19 protein-coding genes and 1 pseudogene are annotated in these 18,845 nt (G+C 52.8%); 12 read left to right on the top strand and 8 right to left on the bottom strand.

All coding sequences use genetic code 11. The features are described from left to right. The first annotated feature begins 343 nt into the window (after nt 1-343). The gene (locus AB5975_09310; protein XDR21992.1) at nt 344-853 is read left to right on the top strand and encodes a YkgB family protein; all 510 of its coding nucleotides are present in this window, start codon (nt 344-346) and stop codon (nt 851-853) included. 44 nt (nt 854-897) lie between these two features. On the opposite strand, the gene AB5975_09305 is transcribed toward AB5975_09310, so the two are convergent. Further along, nucleotides 898-1,743 carry an AraC family transcriptional regulator gene (locus AB5975_09305; protein XDR21991.1) on the bottom strand — a complete coding sequence of 282 codons (846 nt, stop codon included), beginning with the start codon at nt 1,741-1,743 and terminating at the stop codon, nt 898-900. A gap of 285 nt (nt 1,744-2,028) precedes the next feature. Between AB5975_09305 and AB5975_09300 the strand changes: the two genes are divergently transcribed. Beyond that, nucleotides 2,029-2,505 (top strand): ProQ/FinO family protein, encoded by a 477-nt coding sequence (locus AB5975_09300; protein XDR21990.1) that lies wholly within the window; start codon nt 2,029-2,031, stop codon nt 2,503-2,505. A gap of 63 nt (nt 2,506-2,568) precedes the next feature. Here AB5975_09300 and AB5975_09295 read toward each other — a convergent pair. Next, nucleotides 2,569-2,741, bottom strand: a pseudogene (locus AB5975_09295) (histidine ABC transporter substrate-binding protein). A 765-nt stretch (nt 2,742-3,506) separates the two neighbouring features. Between AB5975_09295 and nthB the strand changes: the two are divergent. The 9 genes from nthB to AB5975_09250 all read left to right on the top strand — a co-directional run bounded on the left by nthB (nt 3,507) and on the right by AB5975_09250 (nt 9,683). Next, entirely contained in the window at nt 3,507-4,190 is a 684-nt protein-coding gene (gene nthB, locus AB5975_09290) for a nitrile hydratase subunit beta (GenBank protein ID XDR21989.1), read from the top strand. A gap of 52 nt (nt 4,191-4,242) precedes the next feature. Next, nucleotides 4,243-4,908 (top strand): nitrile hydratase subunit alpha, encoded by a 666-nt coding sequence (nthA, locus tag AB5975_09285; GenBank protein ID XDR21988.1) that lies wholly within the window; start codon nt 4,243-4,245, stop codon nt 4,906-4,908. A gap of 2 nt (nt 4,909-4,910) precedes the next feature. Next, entirely contained in the window at nt 4,911-5,261 is a 351-nt protein-coding gene (locus AB5975_09280) for a nitrile hydratase accessory protein (protein XDR21987.1), read from the top strand. A 50-nt stretch (nt 5,262-5,311) separates the two neighbouring features. Next, nucleotides 5,312-5,506: a CbtB domain-containing protein gene (locus AB5975_09275; protein XDR21986.1), complete on the top strand. Its 195-nt coding sequence runs from the start codon at nt 5,312-5,314 to the stop codon at nt 5,504-5,506. A gap of 13 nt (nt 5,507-5,519) precedes the next feature. Continuing rightward, nucleotides 5,520-6,236, top strand: a complete 717-nt coding sequence (locus tag AB5975_09270; protein ID XDR21985.1) for a CbtA family protein — start codon at nt 5,520-5,522, stop codon at nt 6,234-6,236. After that, nucleotides 6,236-6,766 (top strand): DUF1097 domain-containing protein, encoded by a 531-nt coding sequence (locus AB5975_09265; protein XDR21984.1) that lies wholly within the window; start codon nt 6,236-6,238, stop codon nt 6,764-6,766. The genes AB5975_09270 and AB5975_09265 overlap by 1 nt, the downstream gene beginning before the upstream one ends. Before the next feature lie 9 nt (nt 6,767-6,775). Beyond that, nucleotides 6,776-7,969 (top strand): transporter substrate-binding domain-containing protein, encoded by a 1,194-nt coding sequence (locus tag AB5975_09260; GenBank protein XDR21983.1) that lies wholly within the window; start codon nt 6,776-6,778, stop codon nt 7,967-7,969. Next, on the top strand, nt 7,966-8,580 hold the full coding sequence (locus AB5975_09255) for an ANTAR domain-containing response regulator (protein XDR21982.1): 615 nt from the start codon (nt 7,966-7,968) through the stop codon (nt 8,578-8,580). Before AB5975_09260 ends, AB5975_09255 begins: the two co-directional genes overlap by 4 nt. Nucleotides 8,581-8,699: 119 nt before the next feature. Next, complete coding sequence (locus tag AB5975_09250) at nt 8,700-9,683, top strand: acetamidase/formamidase family protein (GenBank protein ID XDR21981.1); 984 nt, start codon at nt 8,700-8,702, stop codon at nt 9,681-9,683. Between the two features lie 694 nt (nt 9,684-10,377). Here AB5975_09250 and AB5975_09245 read toward each other — a convergent pair. After that, complete coding sequence (locus AB5975_09245; GenBank protein ID XDR21980.1) at nt 10,378-10,689, bottom strand: hypothetical protein; 312 nt, start codon at nt 10,687-10,689, stop codon at nt 10,378-10,380. A gap of 17 nt (nt 10,690-10,706) precedes the next feature. Next, nucleotides 10,707-11,396, bottom strand: coding sequence for a hypothetical protein (locus AB5975_09240; protein XDR21979.1), 690 nt, complete (start codon nt 11,394-11,396; stop codon nt 10,707-10,709). A gap of 538 nt (nt 11,397-11,934) precedes the next feature. Between AB5975_09240 and AB5975_09235 the strand changes: the two genes are divergently transcribed. Continuing rightward, complete coding sequence (locus AB5975_09235; protein XDR21978.1) at nt 11,935-13,365, top strand: DUF2971 domain-containing protein; 1,431 nt, start codon at nt 11,935-11,937, stop codon at nt 13,363-13,365. 233 nt (nt 13,366-13,598) lie between these two features. Here AB5975_09235 and AB5975_09230 read toward each other — a convergent pair whose 3' ends face one another. The 4 genes from AB5975_09230 to AB5975_09215 are packed head-to-tail and all read right to left on the bottom strand — an operon-like array spanning nt 13,599 to nt 18,606. Then, nucleotides 13,599-14,036, bottom strand: coding sequence for a hypothetical protein (locus AB5975_09230; protein ID XDR21977.1), 438 nt, complete (start codon nt 14,034-14,036; stop codon nt 13,599-13,601). Then, complete coding sequence (locus tag AB5975_09225; protein XDR21976.1) at nt 14,017-16,065, bottom strand: hypothetical protein; 2,049 nt, start codon at nt 16,063-16,065, stop codon at nt 14,017-14,019. The genes AB5975_09230 and AB5975_09225 overlap by 20 nt, the downstream gene beginning before the upstream one ends. Further along, entirely contained in the window at nt 16,065-17,768 is a 1,704-nt protein-coding gene (locus AB5975_09220; protein ID XDR21975.1) for a site-specific integrase, read from the bottom strand. Before AB5975_09220 ends, AB5975_09225 begins: the two co-directional genes overlap by 1 nt. After that, nucleotides 17,761-18,606 carry a site-specific integrase gene (locus tag AB5975_09215; GenBank protein ID XDR21974.1) on the bottom strand — a complete coding sequence of 282 codons (846 nt, stop codon included), beginning with the start codon at nt 18,604-18,606 and terminating at the stop codon, nt 17,761-17,763. Before AB5975_09215 ends, AB5975_09220 begins: the two co-directional genes overlap by 8 nt. Nucleotides 18,607-18,845: the final 239 nt, after the last annotated feature.

Here is an 18,845-nt window from a genome sequence, read left to right as displayed (position 1 = left end):
GACCACGCTTTTGCATTGCCGCTGACCGGTCATCTGCATTCGACTTGACCAGCCGCTTGCACCGGATCTGACCAGCACAGTAGGAGCGCCTTGACCGGCATCTATCGACCCAAAGCCGACGTCGAGGACTCTTGTTTTATGCCATTCAGAAACGGTTTAAATGGTGCCGCCAGGGAGCATGGCGATCGCTTTAGACCTGAATGAGTCGAGACGATCTGCACCGAACGCAATACGTTCAGACGCCACGAGCGTGCGGACAAAGGCAACACTGTATCGACTCCCAACGCACACCGCGCAGGGTTGCTGATTAGCGTTCCTCACCACACTCTTGGAAGCATTGATCATGAAAACCTTCAGAATCGAGAACTACGAAACCAACAGCGCACAAAACCCTTCAACGCTCGGGTTCAAAACCATGGCGCTTGGCATCTACGGGGCCTATTTTGCGCTCGCCGTCATTTACTTCTGGTTCGGCGGAATGAAGTTCACACACTACGAAGCGGTCGGACTGGTTCCGCTGGTGAGCAACAGCCCTTTCCTGGGTTGGGTTTATGAGATTTTCAGTGTCGACACCTTCTCCAATCTGCTTGGCGTTCTGGAGGTCTCGATCGGAATACTGATTGCAGGTCGCTTGCTGTCACCGAAGCTTTCTTTGATAGGTGGCGTGCTCTCTGCCGGACTCTTTTTCACCACCTTGAGCTTCATGTTCTCGACCCCCGGCGTGATCGAACCCGGCCTCGGTTTTCCCGCTATTACGGTCGCTCCAGGTCAGTTTCTACTTAAAGACATCGGGTTACTTGCCGCTTCGATTTTCGTGGCTGGCCATTCTCTGACGGAGCTGGAACGCCGTTGAGCCGATGATCGACCACCCGGGATGGCCCGGAGCAGTTAGATGTTTCAGGCCATCGCTCCATCATCTGAACCTGCCAGGTCTTTAATCCAGTCCCGAGGACTGTAGCCCGTCTTGCGTCGAAACGCGCGCGCAAGTGCCGAAGGACTTTCATAACCGACTTCGGAGGCGATCAGTGTAATCGACCGTCCTTCACGAAGTCGCTTCTGCGCCAGGCTGATACGCCAACTCAGCAGATAATCGGCGGGCGTCTGCCCGATAACGGCACGGAAATGCACCGCGTAGGCCGCGCGAGACATGTTCGATTCGCTCGCCAGTTCCGCAATTGACCAAGCACGATGAGGTGCGTTGTGAATCTGCACCAAAGAGCGCGACAACCGCGGGTCAGCCAGTCCAGCCATCATTCCAGTACGCAACTGGTTGTGATCAAGCAGATGTCGAAACAACAGGATGACCAGCAGTTCGAATAACCGTCCCAGCGCTGCCTCCCGACCACAATGTGCACCCGCCGCCTCGCCGAACATCCATTTCAACGTATCGGCCAGCATTGGCAGTTCATCCAGGGACAACACCAGACAATCGGGTAACGAAGCCGACAGCGGGTTATCGACCCCACCCTCAAACTCCATTGACGCACACAACAACTGAGCTCCCTCGGACTCACCGGCAAACAATTGATGCCGGCTGGGGCGCGGCATAAAAATCAGGCTGGGCCGGATCAGCAGCAATTCCTTACGATCGGCTCCCAGTAACGTAACACTGCCAGCTTGTAGCAGATGGATATACCCACGACCGTCAGCGCCGTCGTAAGACGACAAGCCGCACAGTTTGCCACTGTAAAACAGGTTTGCGCGCACGCCGAACTGTGACAACAAGGTAGACAAGCGATCCATGGGCAATCTCTTGGCAGAAATAGACGCCCAGATCATAACACCGCCGGATTGCGCCCCATCGTGACTCAAATGCTGTATTACCTGATGGGCTAAGTTCGATCAATCTTTGCCTGAAGTGACGGCCGCTTAGCGTCGATTACTACCCGTCACGACAGGCAGTAATCGGCCATGAGCTGCCATCTGGTATCGACGAAGCCAGTGACGATATTCCAGTCACAGCTGCTAAAGCGCGCCGCATCGAATATCCTAGCTCCACGCAACCACCTCGAAGCAGTGTATTGAACGATGGGTTTTGAACAACTAGCGGAGCTACGTGACCGTCTGCGGGCTGAAAAAGAGCCAGCAAAGGCCGTCATCCAGACAGACCTCAAGTGCAAATCCTCCCCCCAGGCCAAGCCTCTCAGCCAGGATCCTGCGTTAGAAGCGATCTGGCCATTGCAGAAGCATTTTCCATTGGCTTTCCCAGTCAATCCGTCCCCCAAGGTTCCGCTCAAGGAAGGCATTCTCAAAGATGCTGAGCAACACTTGGAACTACTCGGACTAACCCGCGAACAGCTCCAGTTAGGAATTTCTACTTGGTGCCGAGGAACTCGGTACTGGGCAAGCATGGTAGAGAATGCGCCACGCTTGGACTTGGGCGGTCAAGCAGTTGGCACTGTGACCGCCACTCAGGCGAAGCAGCAAGCTTCGCGGCAACGCGTCCAAGACCGAAAAAATCGGGCGAAGTTGAAAACGCATGTCCCGGCACCAGTCGAAAGCTGACAGGGTTTGCGGGCCCCTTACGCGAAATGCGACGCCCAGCGTCGCATCTGCAATGTGATTCGATTACAACGAAGCCTGGATTCTTTGTGCGGCCGCATCGCTCACCCATCCGTGCCAGATTTCCAGATGCTCCCTGAAGAATATCTTCGCCAGCTTCGCGAGTCGATGTGCTCCTTGGTCATCAGCGCCAGGTTCTGGTTGAGTAGATCGATAGGAAGATTGACCTTCTCCAGCACTAACGGGCAGTTCACCCTCGCGCGCAGTCTAGGATCTCGTGAAGCGCAGCCCACGGGTATTCTTTTTTTCCATGGCTAGCCTCGCATGTACCGGCATGCAGAAACGGTCTCTCACAATCTTCCAGCGCTTGGCTCTCCAGGCAGCCAGTGCATACCACTCGCCCGGCAACGATCATCCATAGATCGTTCCATTTCTCAATTCTTCGCTCGATTTCCATATCCTGACTCCTTTCATGTGGGTCCATGGATCGAACGATACATCGGGGGGCAGCCGCTTTGATACGCTCGAAAACATCCCCCATTTTGAGGGAAATAATGCTGCACTGATATTCGGGGCATCGGGTGAAAGCTGTGTTTGTCATCGTCGGCTGGTTGCCTCACACCAACAGGAAAATTCTAACTTTGCTCTAAAAGTCTAGGATGGCAGCATCCAAACTAGAGGTATTTTTCAGTATCAAAAATTTCACAGCTGCCCAGCGTTTGTGCACTGGTTCCAACGTAGTGCAGCTCTGAAAGGTGGCCGAGCCCTCCCCATCCGTTACCAAATCCTGCTAACTATCTGTTTTTAATAGCTTTCAACTTCCCCCTTCTCTTTCTGTAAAATTTGGCACGAGTCCTGCTTTACCCAACTGCGGTCATCACGTGCGTCATCGACGCCGGCCGAAAATACATACCTGTCAGCTATTCGCTGACAGATCGGCAAATAAGCCCTTCAAGCCTTCACGGCTCGGAGGGTTTTTTTTGGTTTTTTTAAGGAGCACGCGCATGAAGCTTCAGCAGTTTTTGGGAGGAATCGAAGGATTGGGCCCGGTCACGGTGGAGAAGCGGGTATTCGTACAGCCGTGGGAGGCCCGTCTATTTGGGGTGCACGCGACGATGATGGGCACCAGCATTTGGGCCTGGCCAGACCTGCGGGTTAAAGCCGAGGGCATGAACCCGCTCGACTATTTCAAGTACCGCTATTACATCAAGTGGCAAGGCGCGATGGCCGAATTCCTCGTGGAACGTGGGTATATCGAGGCTGCTGAACTCGACGCACTGACCCAGCGTTTTCTCGACAACCCGGACACGCCACTGCCCGAAAAAGGCAATCCGCAGATCACCGAACGCGTGATCGATTACCTCTGGACCGGCGACAACCCGTATCGAAACATCGCCACCCAGCCCAAATTCAAAGTCGGCGACACCGTCTGCGTCAAAGATGTACCACTTGGCATCCATACCCGGCTACCCGGCTACCTACGCAACAAAGTGGGCGTTGTGGAAGTGGTGTACGACGGCGCCTACCTGTACTGGGACAAAGGGCCGACCGATGGGCTCGGCACACCCCAACCGGTTTACAACGTGCGCTTCAAGACCACCGACATCTGGTCAGAGATCCCTGACCACGGCGACGTTTTGTACAACGACTTTTTTGAAGTTTACCTGGACAGCGTTCAGCAGCAATGACGCGCCAAGCGCACGCGGCCTCGCCCCTTTTACGAACCAAGGAATTGCACCGATGAGCACACACGATCACGACCACGACCATCAACATGCGTCCGGCGAGCACCATCACCACGATGAAGAACGCGGCCCGGAAAGCTATTACGCGGCCCGCACCAAAGCACTGGAATCGCTGTTTCGTGAAAAAGGCCTGATCGGCACCGACACCGTTGATCGCGTCATCCACTTCTTCGACCACGAAATGGGGCCGTTCAACGGCGCCCGGGTCGTAGCCAAAGCCTGGACAGATGAGGCTTTCAGAGCGCGTCTGCTGGCCGACGCAAACCAAGCCATTAAAGAGCTGGGCTTGCGTGAAGGCATCGAAGGCGAAAACCTCAAGGTCGTCGAAAACACCCCAAGCACCCACAACGTCGTCTGTTGCACGCTGTGCTCATGCTGGCCGTGGCCGCTGTTGGGCCTGCCACCCTACTGGTTCAAGGATCCGGTGTTCCGCGCACGCGTGGTGCGAGAGCCCCGCGCGGTGCTGAAGGATTTCGGTGTCGAACTGGACAGCTCCAAGAAAGTCGCGATCTGGGACAGCAGCGCCCAAGTGCGCTTCTTCGTGATTCCTCAGCGCCCTGAGGGCACCGACCACTTCTCCGAGGAGCAGTTGGCCGCATTAGTGTCCACCGAAGCGATGCAGGGATTGGGTCTGGTTAGCACGGCGCAGCAAGGAGCCTGATCATGAGCACGCTGAAAAACCGAGTGGATCAACTGTGCGGCGACCGCAGCGCCCTGCCGAAAAACCAGGAACGTTTGGTGTTTGATGAGCCGTGGCAAGGGCGAGCGTTCGGCCTAGCCCTGGCGCTCGCCGAACAAGGCGCTTACCAGTGGGATGAGTTCCGCGCTTCGCTGATCTCGAACATCGGGGCCTGGGACAAGACTCACACTCCCGACGACCCTGACTGGCATTACTACCAGCACTGGCTGGCCTCGCTGGAAAAACTGGCGATGGACAAAGCACTCGTCACTCCCGAATCCCTCAACGCTCGTACGCAAGAGTTCCTTGAGCGTCGTCGGGACGAAGTCATCTGAAGCCGTTGGCTTCAACACCCTCATCACAGCGCGAACACGAGGTACACATCATGTCTACTCTTCAATCCGTTTCAAGCATCACTACCACCGTATCGTCCGCTCGAAGCGCCCGGCGCGTGCTCAACGCCTGCTGCGTGATGTCCCTGGGCGCGGTGCTGCTGTACTTCGCCGGTTTTTCCAGCCTGCCGGCTTTGCACAACGCCGCGCACGATACCCGTCATACCGCTGCATTTCCTTGCCACTGAGAGGGCCTGAGCCATGATCAAGCGCATGCTGCAAACGGCGGGTTTCGCCGGGATGGGGGCCGCTCTAGTGTTGACGCTCATCCAAGCAATCTGGGTGTCCCCGCTAATCCTTCAGGCCGAAACCTATGAGCAGGCGGCCAGTGCCGGCCATTCCGATCCCCATGAGGCAGGCGAACATCATCACGAAGATGCCGGTTGGGCCCCAGAGGACGGCTGGCAGCGGGTGACGTCCACCGCCGCTGCCAACTTGGTGGTCGGCGTGGCGTTCGGGCTGGTGCTTGCGGGGGCGATCAGCCTACGGCCGCCGCGCAAGCTCTCAACGGGGGTGCTGTGGGGGCTGGCCGGGTACGCGGTGTTTGTACTGGCGCCCTCGGCGGGTCTGCCACCGGAACTGCCCGGCACGCAAGCGGCTGATCTGCACGCCAGGCAACTCTGGTGGGTGGGTACAGCGATTGCTACGGCCATTGGACTGGTGCTCATCGCCTTCGCGCCAAAGGCCTGGTTGAAGGTGGCTGGCGTCGTGCTGTTGGCGGTGCCTCACCTGATCGGCTCGCCGCAGTTAGCGTCGCCGGAGATGCTGGCGCCCGCCGCGCTGCATCACGAGTTCGTGATCGCGACGTTGATGGCGGACGCCTCGTTCTGGGTCACGCTGGGGCTGCTCTGCACCGTATTTTCCCGTCGTGCCGCAACTTCCGGGCTGTTCAAATCCCCACAGCAGGAGTACGCGTAATGTCTGAATTGACCAGCCTTGCGATCAGTGTTGCCCTGCTGGGCGGCGTGTGTACCTGGTTCACGCTCTCAGTGGGGGTGCTGCTCATTTGGGCGGCCTTCGCCGCCAGGGCCTGTTTTTTCCACTCAGGTGGAGACGTGCGCGCCCTGCGCACCACGATCGTCTCCAATTGTTTTGGCGTGTTCACCGCATGGCTGACGGCGGTAGTGATCGTCTCGGTGCCGGGGGCGACGGTGTTGGGCGAGACGATCTGGGCCAGCGTCGTGGTCTGCATCAGCATCGCCTGCTACATCTCGGCGGCCAGGGTTGGCCTGTTCTCCTCGATCCCGGCGGTGACCTACGGCTATGCGTGCACGTTTGCATTTCTGCTGCAAACGCCCGGAAAGTTCAGCACTGAAAACCTCACCAGCCTGAGCTTCTCCAACGCATTGATCATCGTGCCCGCGTCAATGGTCGTGGGCGCGGTATTTGCCTTTGCGTCGGCCCGCTTCGCTGCACGCCTGCAACGTCGCGCTGCATTAGCTTCGTAGGAACTGATGATGGCAAACCTTTCTCACAAGACGTGCGTGCGGATCGGCCTGATGTGCTCCACCACTGGCTCGTACCAGAGCATCGGCCAGGCGATGCTCTGTGGGGCGCTGCTGGCCATTGAGCGCGTGGCGCGCGACCCGCGCTTCACCTTCTGTTTTGAGCCTGAAGTAGTCAATCCGGGCGGGGACTTGACCCAGTACTACGCGCAAACCCAGGCACTGCTGGACAGCGGAATTCGGCACGTCGTGGGGTGTTACACCTCGTCGAGTCGCAAGGAAGTTTTACCGCTGTTCGAGCGGCGCGACGGCTTGCTCTGGTATCCCTCGCACTATGAAGGGTTCGAGTGCAGCGACAACGTGATATACGTAGGTGCCTCGCCCAACCAGCACATCGTGCCGCTAATCAGCTACCTGATGAACACCGTGGGCAAGCGCGCCTATTGCGTGGGCTCCAACTACGTGTGGCCTTGGGAAAGCAATCGGGTGATGCGCGAAATACTGGAAGCCAACGACGGCGATGTCGTCTGCGAGCGTTATCTCCCGATTGGCTCCACCGATGTCGAGCAGATCATCGATGAGGTCCAACGCCTCAAGCCGGATTTCGTGTTCAGCTCGTTGATCGGGGAATCCGGCCAAGCCTTCGTGGCCGCCTATGGGCAGGCCGTAAATACACAGCGGATTTCTGCGTCCACTCCGCTGGCCAGTTGCACGTTGTCGGAGGAGGAACTGAAAGCCGTGGATGCCAGCGTGCGCGCCGGGCATATCTGTTCATCGGTGTACTTCCAGAGCATCGGCACCCAGGCCAACGCGGAGTTCGTTCGTGACATTAAGCAGCGGTACGGCGTGCAACAGGTGACGTCCGCCGATGCTGAAGCCTCGTTCATCGCGGTGCTGTTGTTGGCCGAAGCCATTCACCTGGCAGACACCGACGACGTGCAGCAGGTCAGAAGCGCCTCCGTTCAAAGCCGGTTGAACGCCCCTCAAGGGCCAGTGTGGATCGACCCGGAAAACCACCACTGCTACCTGACGCCGCGCTTGGGCATCTCCAACGCCAACGGGGATTTCGAGATCCTGGCGAGCGCGAAGGAGCCGCGCAAACCAGACCCGTACCTCACATGGTTGGACATGGGCAAAGTCGGCGATGGCGCCGTGATGGAAGACCATGGCGATCGCCTTAAACCGGAGTTGAGGATCGTCAGATGAAAAGGCCTCAGCTTCCCAACCTGCGTGACCATCGCGTGCTGATCCTGCACAAGAAGGACCATGACTATCAGGTCTTGAGCGGGCAACTGGTGAGGCTGGGATTGAAAATCATCGAGCCGGTCGAGGGCCAAGCCTTGCCTTGGTCGGAGGTGGACGTGTGTTTTTTCGATGCCAATCAGGCCCACAAAAATACCTTCCCTTGGCCGGATGGGGAACCGCGAGTGCCGTTGATTGCCATGTTCAGTGCCGAAACCCCTGAGAGGATTCACTGGTCATTGACGCAAAGGGTGTGCGCGTTTCTGGTCAAACCGGTGCGCTCAAGCGGGACATTCCTGGCCCTGCAACAGGCGATTTTTGAATTCGGATCGCGGTCCCGGGCCGACGCTGAAATTACCCAATTGCAAGAGCGTGTGAAGGCCCGGCGGGTAGTGCTCAAAGCCGTAGTCAAGCTGATGGAGTTGGCCAACATCGACGATGACCAAGCCTATGAACAGCTGAGGGAATCGAGCATGACCAATCAGATGTGCATGGAGGAAATGTGTCTGCGGTTTTTGCAAAGCGGCTGTGAGAAAAGCGCGCTGAACATGCTGCGTCACCAGCGAAGGCCCTGACTCGGCCAGACACAAACGCTCGCGGCCCAAGCCGCAGTTTATCGATATCACCCCCCTCAATGGCGCACCGCTGGTGGTCCGCCAAAGGGAGCTTTTTGCCAAAAAAATGGAGTCAACGTATGAACTGGCTGGAAAAATCGATCATGTTTACCCGGGGCGTGGCCCAGGGCAAAGAAGGTGAAACCCACGAGCTGACAACAGATCGTCAGGGAAAATTTCACTACACCATGGGCCCCTACTCGGACCCGGTTCTGCACATTCGCCCAGGGGACAGGGTTATCGTCGAAACCGCCGATGCCTTCGAAGGCAAAGTCAAACATGAGCACGATCGCCCCAGCGAACTGCTGCGCATGCCGTTTCTCAACCCTCAGAGCGGCCCCATCATGATTGCAGGCGCCGAGAAGGGAGACGTGGTGGCCGTCCGCATCGAGTCGATCCTGCCACGGGGTGAAAACCCTCGGGGTACGTGCTGCATGATCCCCCGTTTCGGCGCCCTGACCGGCACCGACCTGACCGCGATGCTGACCGACCCATTGCCCGAGATCACCCGCAAAATCCATGTCGACGAGCAGCATGTCCATTGGAGTGATCGCGTGACCCTGCCCTATCAGCCGCACATCGGCACGCTAAGCCTTTCGCCTGAAATCGACTCGATCAACTCCCTTACGCCCGACAACCACGGCGGCAATATGGACTTGCCTGACATGGGCCCAGGGAGCATCACGTACTTGCCGGTGCGCTCGCCAGGTGGGCGTTTGTTCATCGGCGATGCGCATGCGTGTCAGGGCGATGGTGAGGTGTGCGGCACGGCCGTGGAGTTCGAGAGCACGACGACCATCCATGTCGAGCTGATCAAGAACTGGAACATCGACTGGCCGCGCCTTGAAACCGAATCCATGCTGATGGCCATCGGCAGTGCACGCCCCTTGGAAGACGCGACGCGCATTGCGTACTGCGAATTAATTCTTTGGCTGGAAAAGGAGTACGGCTTCGATCGCTGGGACGCCTACATGATGCTGAGCCAGTGCGGCAAGGTGAGACTGGGCAATTTCGTCGACCCAAAATATTCAGTCGGTGCAGCAATCGACAAGCGATACCTCTGAGCAGCAAGGCCACCCACCCTGTTGTTGACGAGCCAAAGTCCTCCAAAAAACATTCAGTGCACAGTCACGTTTGATCGCCAGCCATGCTCCCGCAAACGGGGCGAGGCTGGCACCCAGCATGAGACGACTCTAGACGAGAAGGGCGAGCCATTGAGCAAATGGGGTAGGGACTTATAACAGAGTTCCATTGTGCGTCCCTGCTAGAGCGGGGCGAACTCATTCGTCCCGTGGTGCGAAAATTATGGAACTCAGGATAGCGGCGATCACTAGCTGCTGCTAGTGGCCTTCTGCCCCAGCAAGCTAGAGAGCCTAGGTTGTTGCCGCTGATGCGATTTTGACCCAGGCTGCTAATTTAGCTTGGCCCACATGCGGCATTCGAACTCACCCCAATGAATAGCCCTAGTTTTCCCAAACACGTCGAAGGTCTGCTTCTGGCCGTTGGCTGCCCTTCGTGAAGGGCAGCTAAGCGTCTACGTACTCGCGGTAGCCGTCTTGTTGATAGCCGGTGTGATGCATGACGACCGGCTGAGAAGGCCGAGGGCGAACGCTGCTGGTTCACTCGCGATGCCTGGTAGCATCAGTTGATGCCACCTTGGCCGCGTAGAATGCTTCGTTAGCTGCAGAGTCCATGGGCCTGAGCATCGGCTATCTGAAAGTTATGCGTAACGCAGCGAAAGAGGTTGCCTAAAGCCTTTTACGCTAGCCAATTTACTTGCTGCTTAAGTTCATCCAACGCAGTCTGAATGCGTTCGTCTGGGTTTTCTTCCAGGCTCAGATATAGCGATGCCGCGTCTGCTATGTAGTGCCTTTCGGTGAGCGACGGATAGGCCCAGATCTCTACCCATTCCTCGATCTCGTCCAACGAATCTATGACTTCGAACGCATCAAGCGCCAGCATATCGTTGAACACTTTCTTGGTCATTCCCCATACGGCCTGCTTAGGCTCCGCTAGCATCGTGTATTTGGCCAAGGCCGCTTCCCCCGCGAGATACACGTCGGTCGCCATGGGGAGAGTGTTGCGGGTTATGCCAATTCTCTTTCTGACGGGGACCGTAGGTATCGCTTGGCCTTTCGGAACACCTCAGCTGGTGTCCCGTTGAAGGCATAGGTCTTCCACGGAAGCTCGCTCTTTGCAGGGGTAATCACCTCAAGGGAGGTCAGCTGTTCCACAGCCTTCGAGAGAGTTACCCGGCTGTAATTGAGGTCGCCCAAGAGGGCGTTCGTCGTGAAATAGGCTTCGTAGGTTTTGCCGGCATACAGGCATGAGAGCAGCATGGCTTGGGCGGCGGGGAAGAGGGCGGACAGCTCGCTTTGCTCTCGACGCAGGCGGAAGCTTTCGCGCAGGTCCAGTGCTATTTCCGGTATGAACATCTGGAATCTGGGCTGGATGAAGTTGACTTGATGCGTGATGAGGCTATGGCGCTCTTGAATCGACAATGATCTGCAGACGTAGACTACTACCTGGTTGGTGACCTTGTGCACGAGCTCAATGTGCTTCTGAAGGCTCACGATGCCCGGATAAGCAACCTCATCACGCGAGACCAGCAGCATGATATTGAACGCCGAACTTTTCCCCATCGGCATTTTCAATTCGTAGGTCTTGTAGCTATCCCGGATGGTGTAGGGGACCCGAATTGGCATCGGCGTTAGGTGCGCTTTTACACCTAGAGCGGACTCGATGTAGGTCTTAGCTTCGTCTTGTAAATCCGGCATGTCCTGGCTTCGTGTAAACTACTTTTTTCACTGTAAACCAAAGTGGTTTACAAGTAAAAAAAGTGGTTTACAGGCCAGCATTTATGGGAGTGAAAAAGGATTGCTGGACCTTTCCCGTAACAACGGACGCCAAAAAGCGATACTTAGATCGCTAAGGTTACCAGGTACTCGAGCACTCGCCGTAACCACACTGATGGGTTCAAGGCTCAGGCCGTTGCGCTAGCTGAAAGCGTTGACACAACCGAGGCTCCCCGCCAGCTAGAGATGCCCGTTAAGACGCTAAACAACTGGGTAGGTGCCATGCGCAGTGGTAGGCCGTTGAGCTCTTCTACCGGACCAGTCTTCTGCATTCGTGCTTACCATCGATACCACCGGATTTGCCATGCACACATTTTGACCATGATCGGCAAAAAACGGACCGAAGCGATCGTTAACTGACGTAATCTTGCTAGTGTGACTTGCAGTCACAGGGAAGATCTAAGCGCAGATGCCCAGCATGGTGAAAAATAGAAGCTCAAACAGACACGGAGGGACGGCAGTGCTCAATCATCTTTATAGGTTTCGTCCTGTCAGTAGCCTGCTTGGCGGTACCAGAGAAAGCGAGCTGGAAGGGTGCTATATCTATTTCTCGCCACCGGAAAAGCTCAACGACCCACTGGAAGGACATCGGGAGATCGTATGGAAAGGGGATTCGGTCGTATGGGAGAATTTCTTCCAGCACTTCATGGACTGCTTACTCATTCGAAATACTCAATATTTTACTGGGGAGTTTGAAACTTTAGATTTTCCGATATTTCCAAATTATGACATTCAAGCAGTACCACCTGAAAATTACAAAGAGATCGCCGGTCTTGTATCGAGATTTTTTGACTCGCCAAATGTAAAAAGACATATCGCAGTTTTGGCTTTTAAGGGGCGGCAAGTAAATCAACACGAGCTAATACTGCACCTGCGATCGATTCAATCCTTTGCAATGCATATTATTTCTGAAGTGTTAGTTTCCTACAAGCTTGTTGAAAAAGGCTTCGGTATAAATGGCGCTTCGCATGAAGAGTTGCTAGCAGTTTCAACCAACCTTCTAGATTATCTAGAAGGGCTAGGTGACGAGCTGTTAAACGTTGAATTCGATAGTTCTGCGCTGGCATTTTTAAGAAGTGATGACTTGGTAAAAGGTTATGCTAGATCTAAAATAGGCGAATCCAAAAATTGGACACGGCTTTGCATAGATTTTCCAGAAGAGTTTTTGACATCCAGGATCAGACTCACAACCTCTGAATGGTTCGTAAGCTGTTTTATGGAGAATTGTGAGAACTCGGCAATCTGGGGTACATATGGCAATAACCACCAAGGCGTTTGTCTAAAATTTAAAGTAAACAATGAGGAAGGGCAGCCAGGGATCTCGCTTATGAAACCCGGATTAAAGCAGGGCATAAAGTGGTGGACTCAAACCAAATTTCATTTCACTAAAGTATCTTATACAGAAAAGAGCCCTAATCTTGATTTTTTTTGTAGCCTGGCTGCATATGGTGCACAGGAAGTTATAGATAAATGGTATACCGATAAAAATGGAAATGTAAGCTCGAGAAAATCAGATGTCTTCGAGAATTATTCACAATGGCGGGATAATTACCACAGGGACAATTTTAAAAGCCTTACAGTGAAAACAAGGCACTGGTCGAATGAACAGGAGTACAGGCTTATTCTAAAGTCTCAGTTTAACTCCTATCTTAACGAAGAAGATAGGAAGCTTCGTTATAGCTTTGATGACCTGGACGGAATTATATTTGGGATAAAAACAGCGGATTCAGATAAGTATAAGCTTTTAGAAATGGTAGAAAGGATGTGTAAGATAAGAGGTCGCGAAGAATTCACATTTTACCAATCGTTCTATGATTCATCCACGGATGCCATTCGTTATCGGCCTATTGCTCACGTTAGTAAGCAAGGTGTTAGAACTCATAGGGACTGAGCACCGAGCACCATCTGAAACGGTGACTGCTCAGAGCGATCCCATCGAAGCTCGAAGAAAACAAGATGTGAAAACCTCTCACCCTTCGAGCTTCCATTCCCTTTCCGATTTCAACCCCGGCGAACTTTCACCCGCTGACAATAATGTCTGTGGAGATGCGAGCACGTCAGATGATCAAATCCGTCGGAAATATCTGGTCATGCCGAAATGCAAATGGGTGAGAAAGTCTCGGCTTACCTGCCTAACTTGGAAATGTTGCTTTTTGGCTTTGTTGCTTGGAGCCGTTGATTTTCCATCGTGAGTTCAAGGATTTTTGAGTCAGCCTCCACTAGCAGAGCCAGAGCATTATCCCGTTGGCTTTTGAGTGCCTCAATTTGCTCCCGTAGCGTCCTATTGCGATTGCGCTGAGCGTAAATTGATTGTGATGGAGAGCGGGGTTGCTCATCACCGTACTGGTTGATCCAATACTGGATCTCCTCAACAAGTGTGGGAAACCTGGCTTTTTTCAAAGCCGATGGATCTAAACCCGCCTCCCTGGCCACGTTATTTTGAGTAACCCGCGTTCCCTTAGGTAATAGGTTCGGTTTACCCCGCTTGAGCCTGTCAAAAGCCTCACGGAACGCTGTCTCGGCACGCCCGCCGCGAGGTGAATTAGGAATTTTTGATGACATCCAAGACGCTCTCTACAGCCTGCAGCTGATAGTTGATTGATATATGGAATGGTGATCCATCTTCGGCATCTCTCGAACGCTTTTGAAGGACTTCCCGCAATTTTAGGATTTGTTGTTTTTTACCCTTATCAATCAGCAGATCAAGACACGGGGGTTTGCCATCGCCACCACCACATCTGCCAACATAATCTATCCCCCCATAGGGGCAGGGCATTGGGTTGGCGCATGCTCCTAGAAGAATTTCGCGGTAACCAATCGCGCCATCTTTCGCAGCCTTTACAAGCTTGTTGTGATCTTTCACGCTGACTAGATTTAAAATTTGATCTTTTCTCTTTTCGCCATGTGGGCTTACGAAGGTAGAGGTGTTGAGTGCAGAGAAGCTTCTAGCCACTGATTCATACATGGCGCGGATATACTCAGCCTGCGCTTCTTGATTTAGGTTAGCATTGAGATGGTAATACCCATTTCCATAATACCTAGTCATGGCACGACTCGCATGCTTCAGTTGATACTGAACTGAGGGATCGCTCACAATCCCTGAGGCGCTCATGTTAACCGCCCCCGTGCGCCGAAGCTGATGCCATGCAAGCGGCCAGATTTTACCCACAGCATATTTTGCAGGGGATAATGTTGGAGTGATCAAAAGAGCCCCTACTAAATCGCCTTCCTGGATCTTAAGCTCGTTCGTATCAAATAATCTTGGATATCTGCTTAGAAACATACTGTAATGGAGTTCATGGCAGCGGATATCGGGGGTGGTATCAAATCTGGTACTTCTACGCCATGGCTCGTAAGCTCTAAGTGCAAGAAAAGGATTTTGTTTGTCTTCCTCAGTCAATGAAATATTTGAGTTGAAGGAGGCACACCTGGTCCTAAATTTGCTTACGGAGTTCATTACCTCAATGGCCAAGTTAGAAGATGGGGAGGTGATCCAGTATGCTTCATCGTCCTCGATTGTTTTGTTAGTCGAGCCTCTAAGGAGGTAAATGTCCTCTTTTGTAATCTTGTCTTTTTCAATCACCAAGCAATCGGATCTGAGCGAGGATGTTTCATCGATACGCATTAGCGTAAAATTCAGTAAGTATGCTTTACCGATATTGCTAGCCATTGAAAAATACTGCGACAAGATGGTGGCGCCATTATGTCGGACATCTCCACACCATTTCTCTAGCAGATCCAATATCCCAAAATTTTCGGCGGTGATATAAAAAGGGCCAAATTTATGACCGCTAAATAACTTTGACTTTAAAGCTGGATTGTTTAGTGATACAAAGGGGAGGTTATATTTTGTCAATTGTTGTGAGCATGAAGCTCTCAAGCTTCCGGCGTTTAGAGCGTATGCTTGAAGGCAGTATTCCGCACATGCCTCCAAAGCACCTAAGTTATTCCTGAAGTCTTCAAGGAAATCACGGAGTCGACTTAATTGATATAGCCATATACGGGGTGGGATATAAGCTGTCTGTGATTTTTCATGTGAAGGGATTTTTGACTGTAATTCGGCTATTCCTTTGGCGTCAAGAATGTATACGCCAGAATGCTCGCGTTGCTCCCATAAGGTATGAAGCAGTACGATAAGTCGACGAGCCTGAGACGGCCAGACGACCTTAGAGAAGCTTTCAATAACTTTTGGGAATCGATACAAGTCAGTCGCTAGAAGATTGTTCTTTGTGCAGTATGTGAAGATCTGTCTAAAATTTTCATAGTGACCCACTAATGTCCGGATTTCTCTACACGGATTAGGGCCGTAAATCCAAAATGCTACAATGCGTTTGAAGATTTCAGAGTTCTCCGGGCTGATATCTCCGGATCTTTTTCTCTTAGACTCTCCAAAGTTTAGCTTTAGTACAAAGCCTGCCCATGGTGTTAGGTCCCACTCGTTATCGCCATACCTCGCTGTTATTTCACCCTCGGTAGATATGCAGATTGGAAAGTCAGGTGCGGGCGGCCACGCGCTCGGCATAAAATTCACGTCGCTTGGCGATGCCGTGGCTGTAACTATATTCAATCCAGCAAAAACCATACTCGGCATCACCGCGCTAGCTCCATAAGTTGTATTAGTCCCTCATAGTTGCGATGAAAGCGGCCTTCTCTCATTCTGTTCTCAGATTCTAGCACCCAAGATGTGCGAGGCTCACCACTTTTGGAAAAATGGTTAAGCTTTGTATCTATGCGGTTTATCAGTGTAGTTATGGGGTGATCTTTTTTTGTTTCTTTGGAAGGAACAGAACGATCTAGTTCCAACGCTTTTAGGTATTTATAGGTAGCTAAGGACCACACGTAATCTTCGCTATCTACATCGCGTTGGTATTCGCAGAAAAGGCAACCTGCAGGTGTTGAGCAATCAGGCTTATAGGCTCCATCCAATAACGTGCCCGACATGATGGGATGAACTGGTGCTATACACATTCCGGGCCCCACTGACGCGACAGCTGGATCGGTCATTCGATAGAATCGAGATATCTCTACAGCCGCTGCTTGGTGATGTGGCTCCTCATATATATGTAGCAAGGTTTCTTTTGTATGCTGGGCCATTTCAGCCACGAGGTCAGGACTGCGACTTTTCCGAAGTAACCAATTGATTCTAGACTTACGCAAGGCCATAGGGCGGAAATGTTTTATTCCTAGTGTTCTGCACCGAGAAATAATACCCTGAAATGTTGGAAAGCTACCCTCGACGGGTATCTTGTTTGAGTACACAAAGGGGAACAATCGGTCGTCGTCAGCGACTCCTAAAATTTTAACCCATTCTAGGTATCTCTTGAATAGTGGTACATATTCTTTGAATATTACAAACTCAGCCTCTCCGCCCAGACGCCCCTTGTAGACTCTGTAAACTACAACGTCATCCCCATCGGTCTTATATCTAAAACTTCCAACTTTCAGTCTTGCGGCTTGGGAAAGATTCATTCCGGTCTGGGATATGAAAATTAAAATCTCGACTTCTATCCGGAGGTTTACCAGGGATTTCCGCTTTTCAAAAACCAGATGAGGTGGAATTGCCGCTCTGCGCTCTAAAAATCTATTTTTTTCTGAGGTGGCTTGGCAGGAATCTTCGATATTTATGTTTAGCAGCCCCGGTTGTTCAGTAAGTACATCGCCGGATTTTAATTTTATTAATAACGGCAGAGGTCCAGTCATCGCCTCTACCGTTAAGTTATTTGATAGATCCATCAATAAGCTGCCGAACCTAAAGAGCTCCTCTAAGTTTTGTTTGTCAGCCTCTGTGCCCAAGGCTCTATTTTTTTTTGAGCTCACCCTAAGCCTAGTTGTGGATAGAAGGCCGACAGTGAGCCGGAGGCAAGGCTTTAGTAGGTTGTCAATCGTTTTTGCCTGCCTGTAGGCGGTCATATTTTTTAAGTCTCGATTGACCCGCACTCTCTGGATCAAGTGTTCTACCCAAGATTGGTAGGACGCAGCGACTTGCTCTATAGTCGCCTGGGAAGTGTTCTGGTCACACCATGAGAAAAATGTGCGCAAAGTTCGTATTCTGGTTTTGACAGTAACTTGCTGAACGCCACGGACTATCTGTGCGGTTAATTCGTCATGCAATGCCTGAACCAGCGGGAATCGCTTAGCGTCAGGTAGGCCGAAATGGCCAGCCTCAATCAATTTCATAACCTTGTCAGCGGGGGCTTTAGAGGCCCCGATGTAGAGCAAAGAAGCTAGGTCAAACTTAGCTTCATGCGTGCCATAGGGGAGCGCTGGAAAGGTTAGGTCTAGAATTTTACTCATCGCCGAATGCATCCGAGCCGGCTATTCCTAAGAAGTCACGTGTGAAAGCGTCCGCTATTTCTGACATAACTTCCATCTTCTCGATGAAGCGAATATAGGTAAGGGAGGTTTTTTCGCTTTTATGTAGCAGTGCTTGTCGAACCAGTTGAATAGCCGTGCTAACTGAGCCGTGTTTTAATGCAATGCGAGCGAGTTCAGTTGCGAAAGTGCACCTACTTTGATGAAATCGGAAGTTTCGAAAGGCACTGATCCCATTTGAAATTCCGTCTTTTCGCAGCCTGCCCAGTTGTACACTGATACCGCGACTAGCATTGCCATCTCCGTGGCCGAAAGCTTTCCCGTAACGACTCAGGAAGATCACATCGCGGCTATCAGGGGCAGCCTGGCTCTGGCGGGCTAACCTTCGTGTCGAGTAAATGTATTCATTCAAAAGCTTCAGATCTTCGTCGCTGATCCAGATCTGACCTGTAACACCAAACTTAGTGTGTACTGGCGGGTGCGCTCCTGGGCCAACTGCAAGCTTGTTGAAACCTGGGAACATGGGATCAGGCACGGCCCGCTTAATTGTGGCGATCCTCAGATCACATAGCGTGCCTATCCGCATCCCTGTGCCGAAGCCGAGTCTCAATAGAAGGTAGAGCTCATAATTCCCATGTATCAAAGCGAAGCTGACCACCTGACTGGCAGCCTCTGCGGTAAGTGGGATGAGCCCATCTTCAAGCTTTTCTCCCTGAGACTTGCGATTTGGGATCGCTAAATTTGTGGTCGCGACCATCATCGTTCTAGCAAAACCGAACTCATCCACCAGCCGGACGCCGACTTGCTCGTCAGTCCACATGGGCCATTCTGTAGACAGCAACCGGGACGCTGCCAACCACTTATAGAATCTGACAACTGCCGCCATGCGTTGAGACGCCGTAGACGGTGCCAGCTCTCCGCAATCTCTAGCCGCGATCAGGTCGCCTCGGAACCTCACTAAGCATCGATCTGCCTCACGCGCCGGAAAATGCCACCACTGAACATTTTGTCGCTCTAGCCATTTGGCATAAGCATGAAGGTGGGTGATCGAAGATAAAG

This window comes from Pseudomonas putida, assembly GCA_041071465.1.
GTDB lineage: Bacteria > Pseudomonadota > Gammaproteobacteria > Pseudomonadales > Pseudomonadaceae > Aquipseudomonas > Aquipseudomonas putida_P.
The sequence above is the reverse complement of the archived record's forward strand: the minus strand, read 5'-3'. Positions and strand labels throughout refer to the sequence as shown.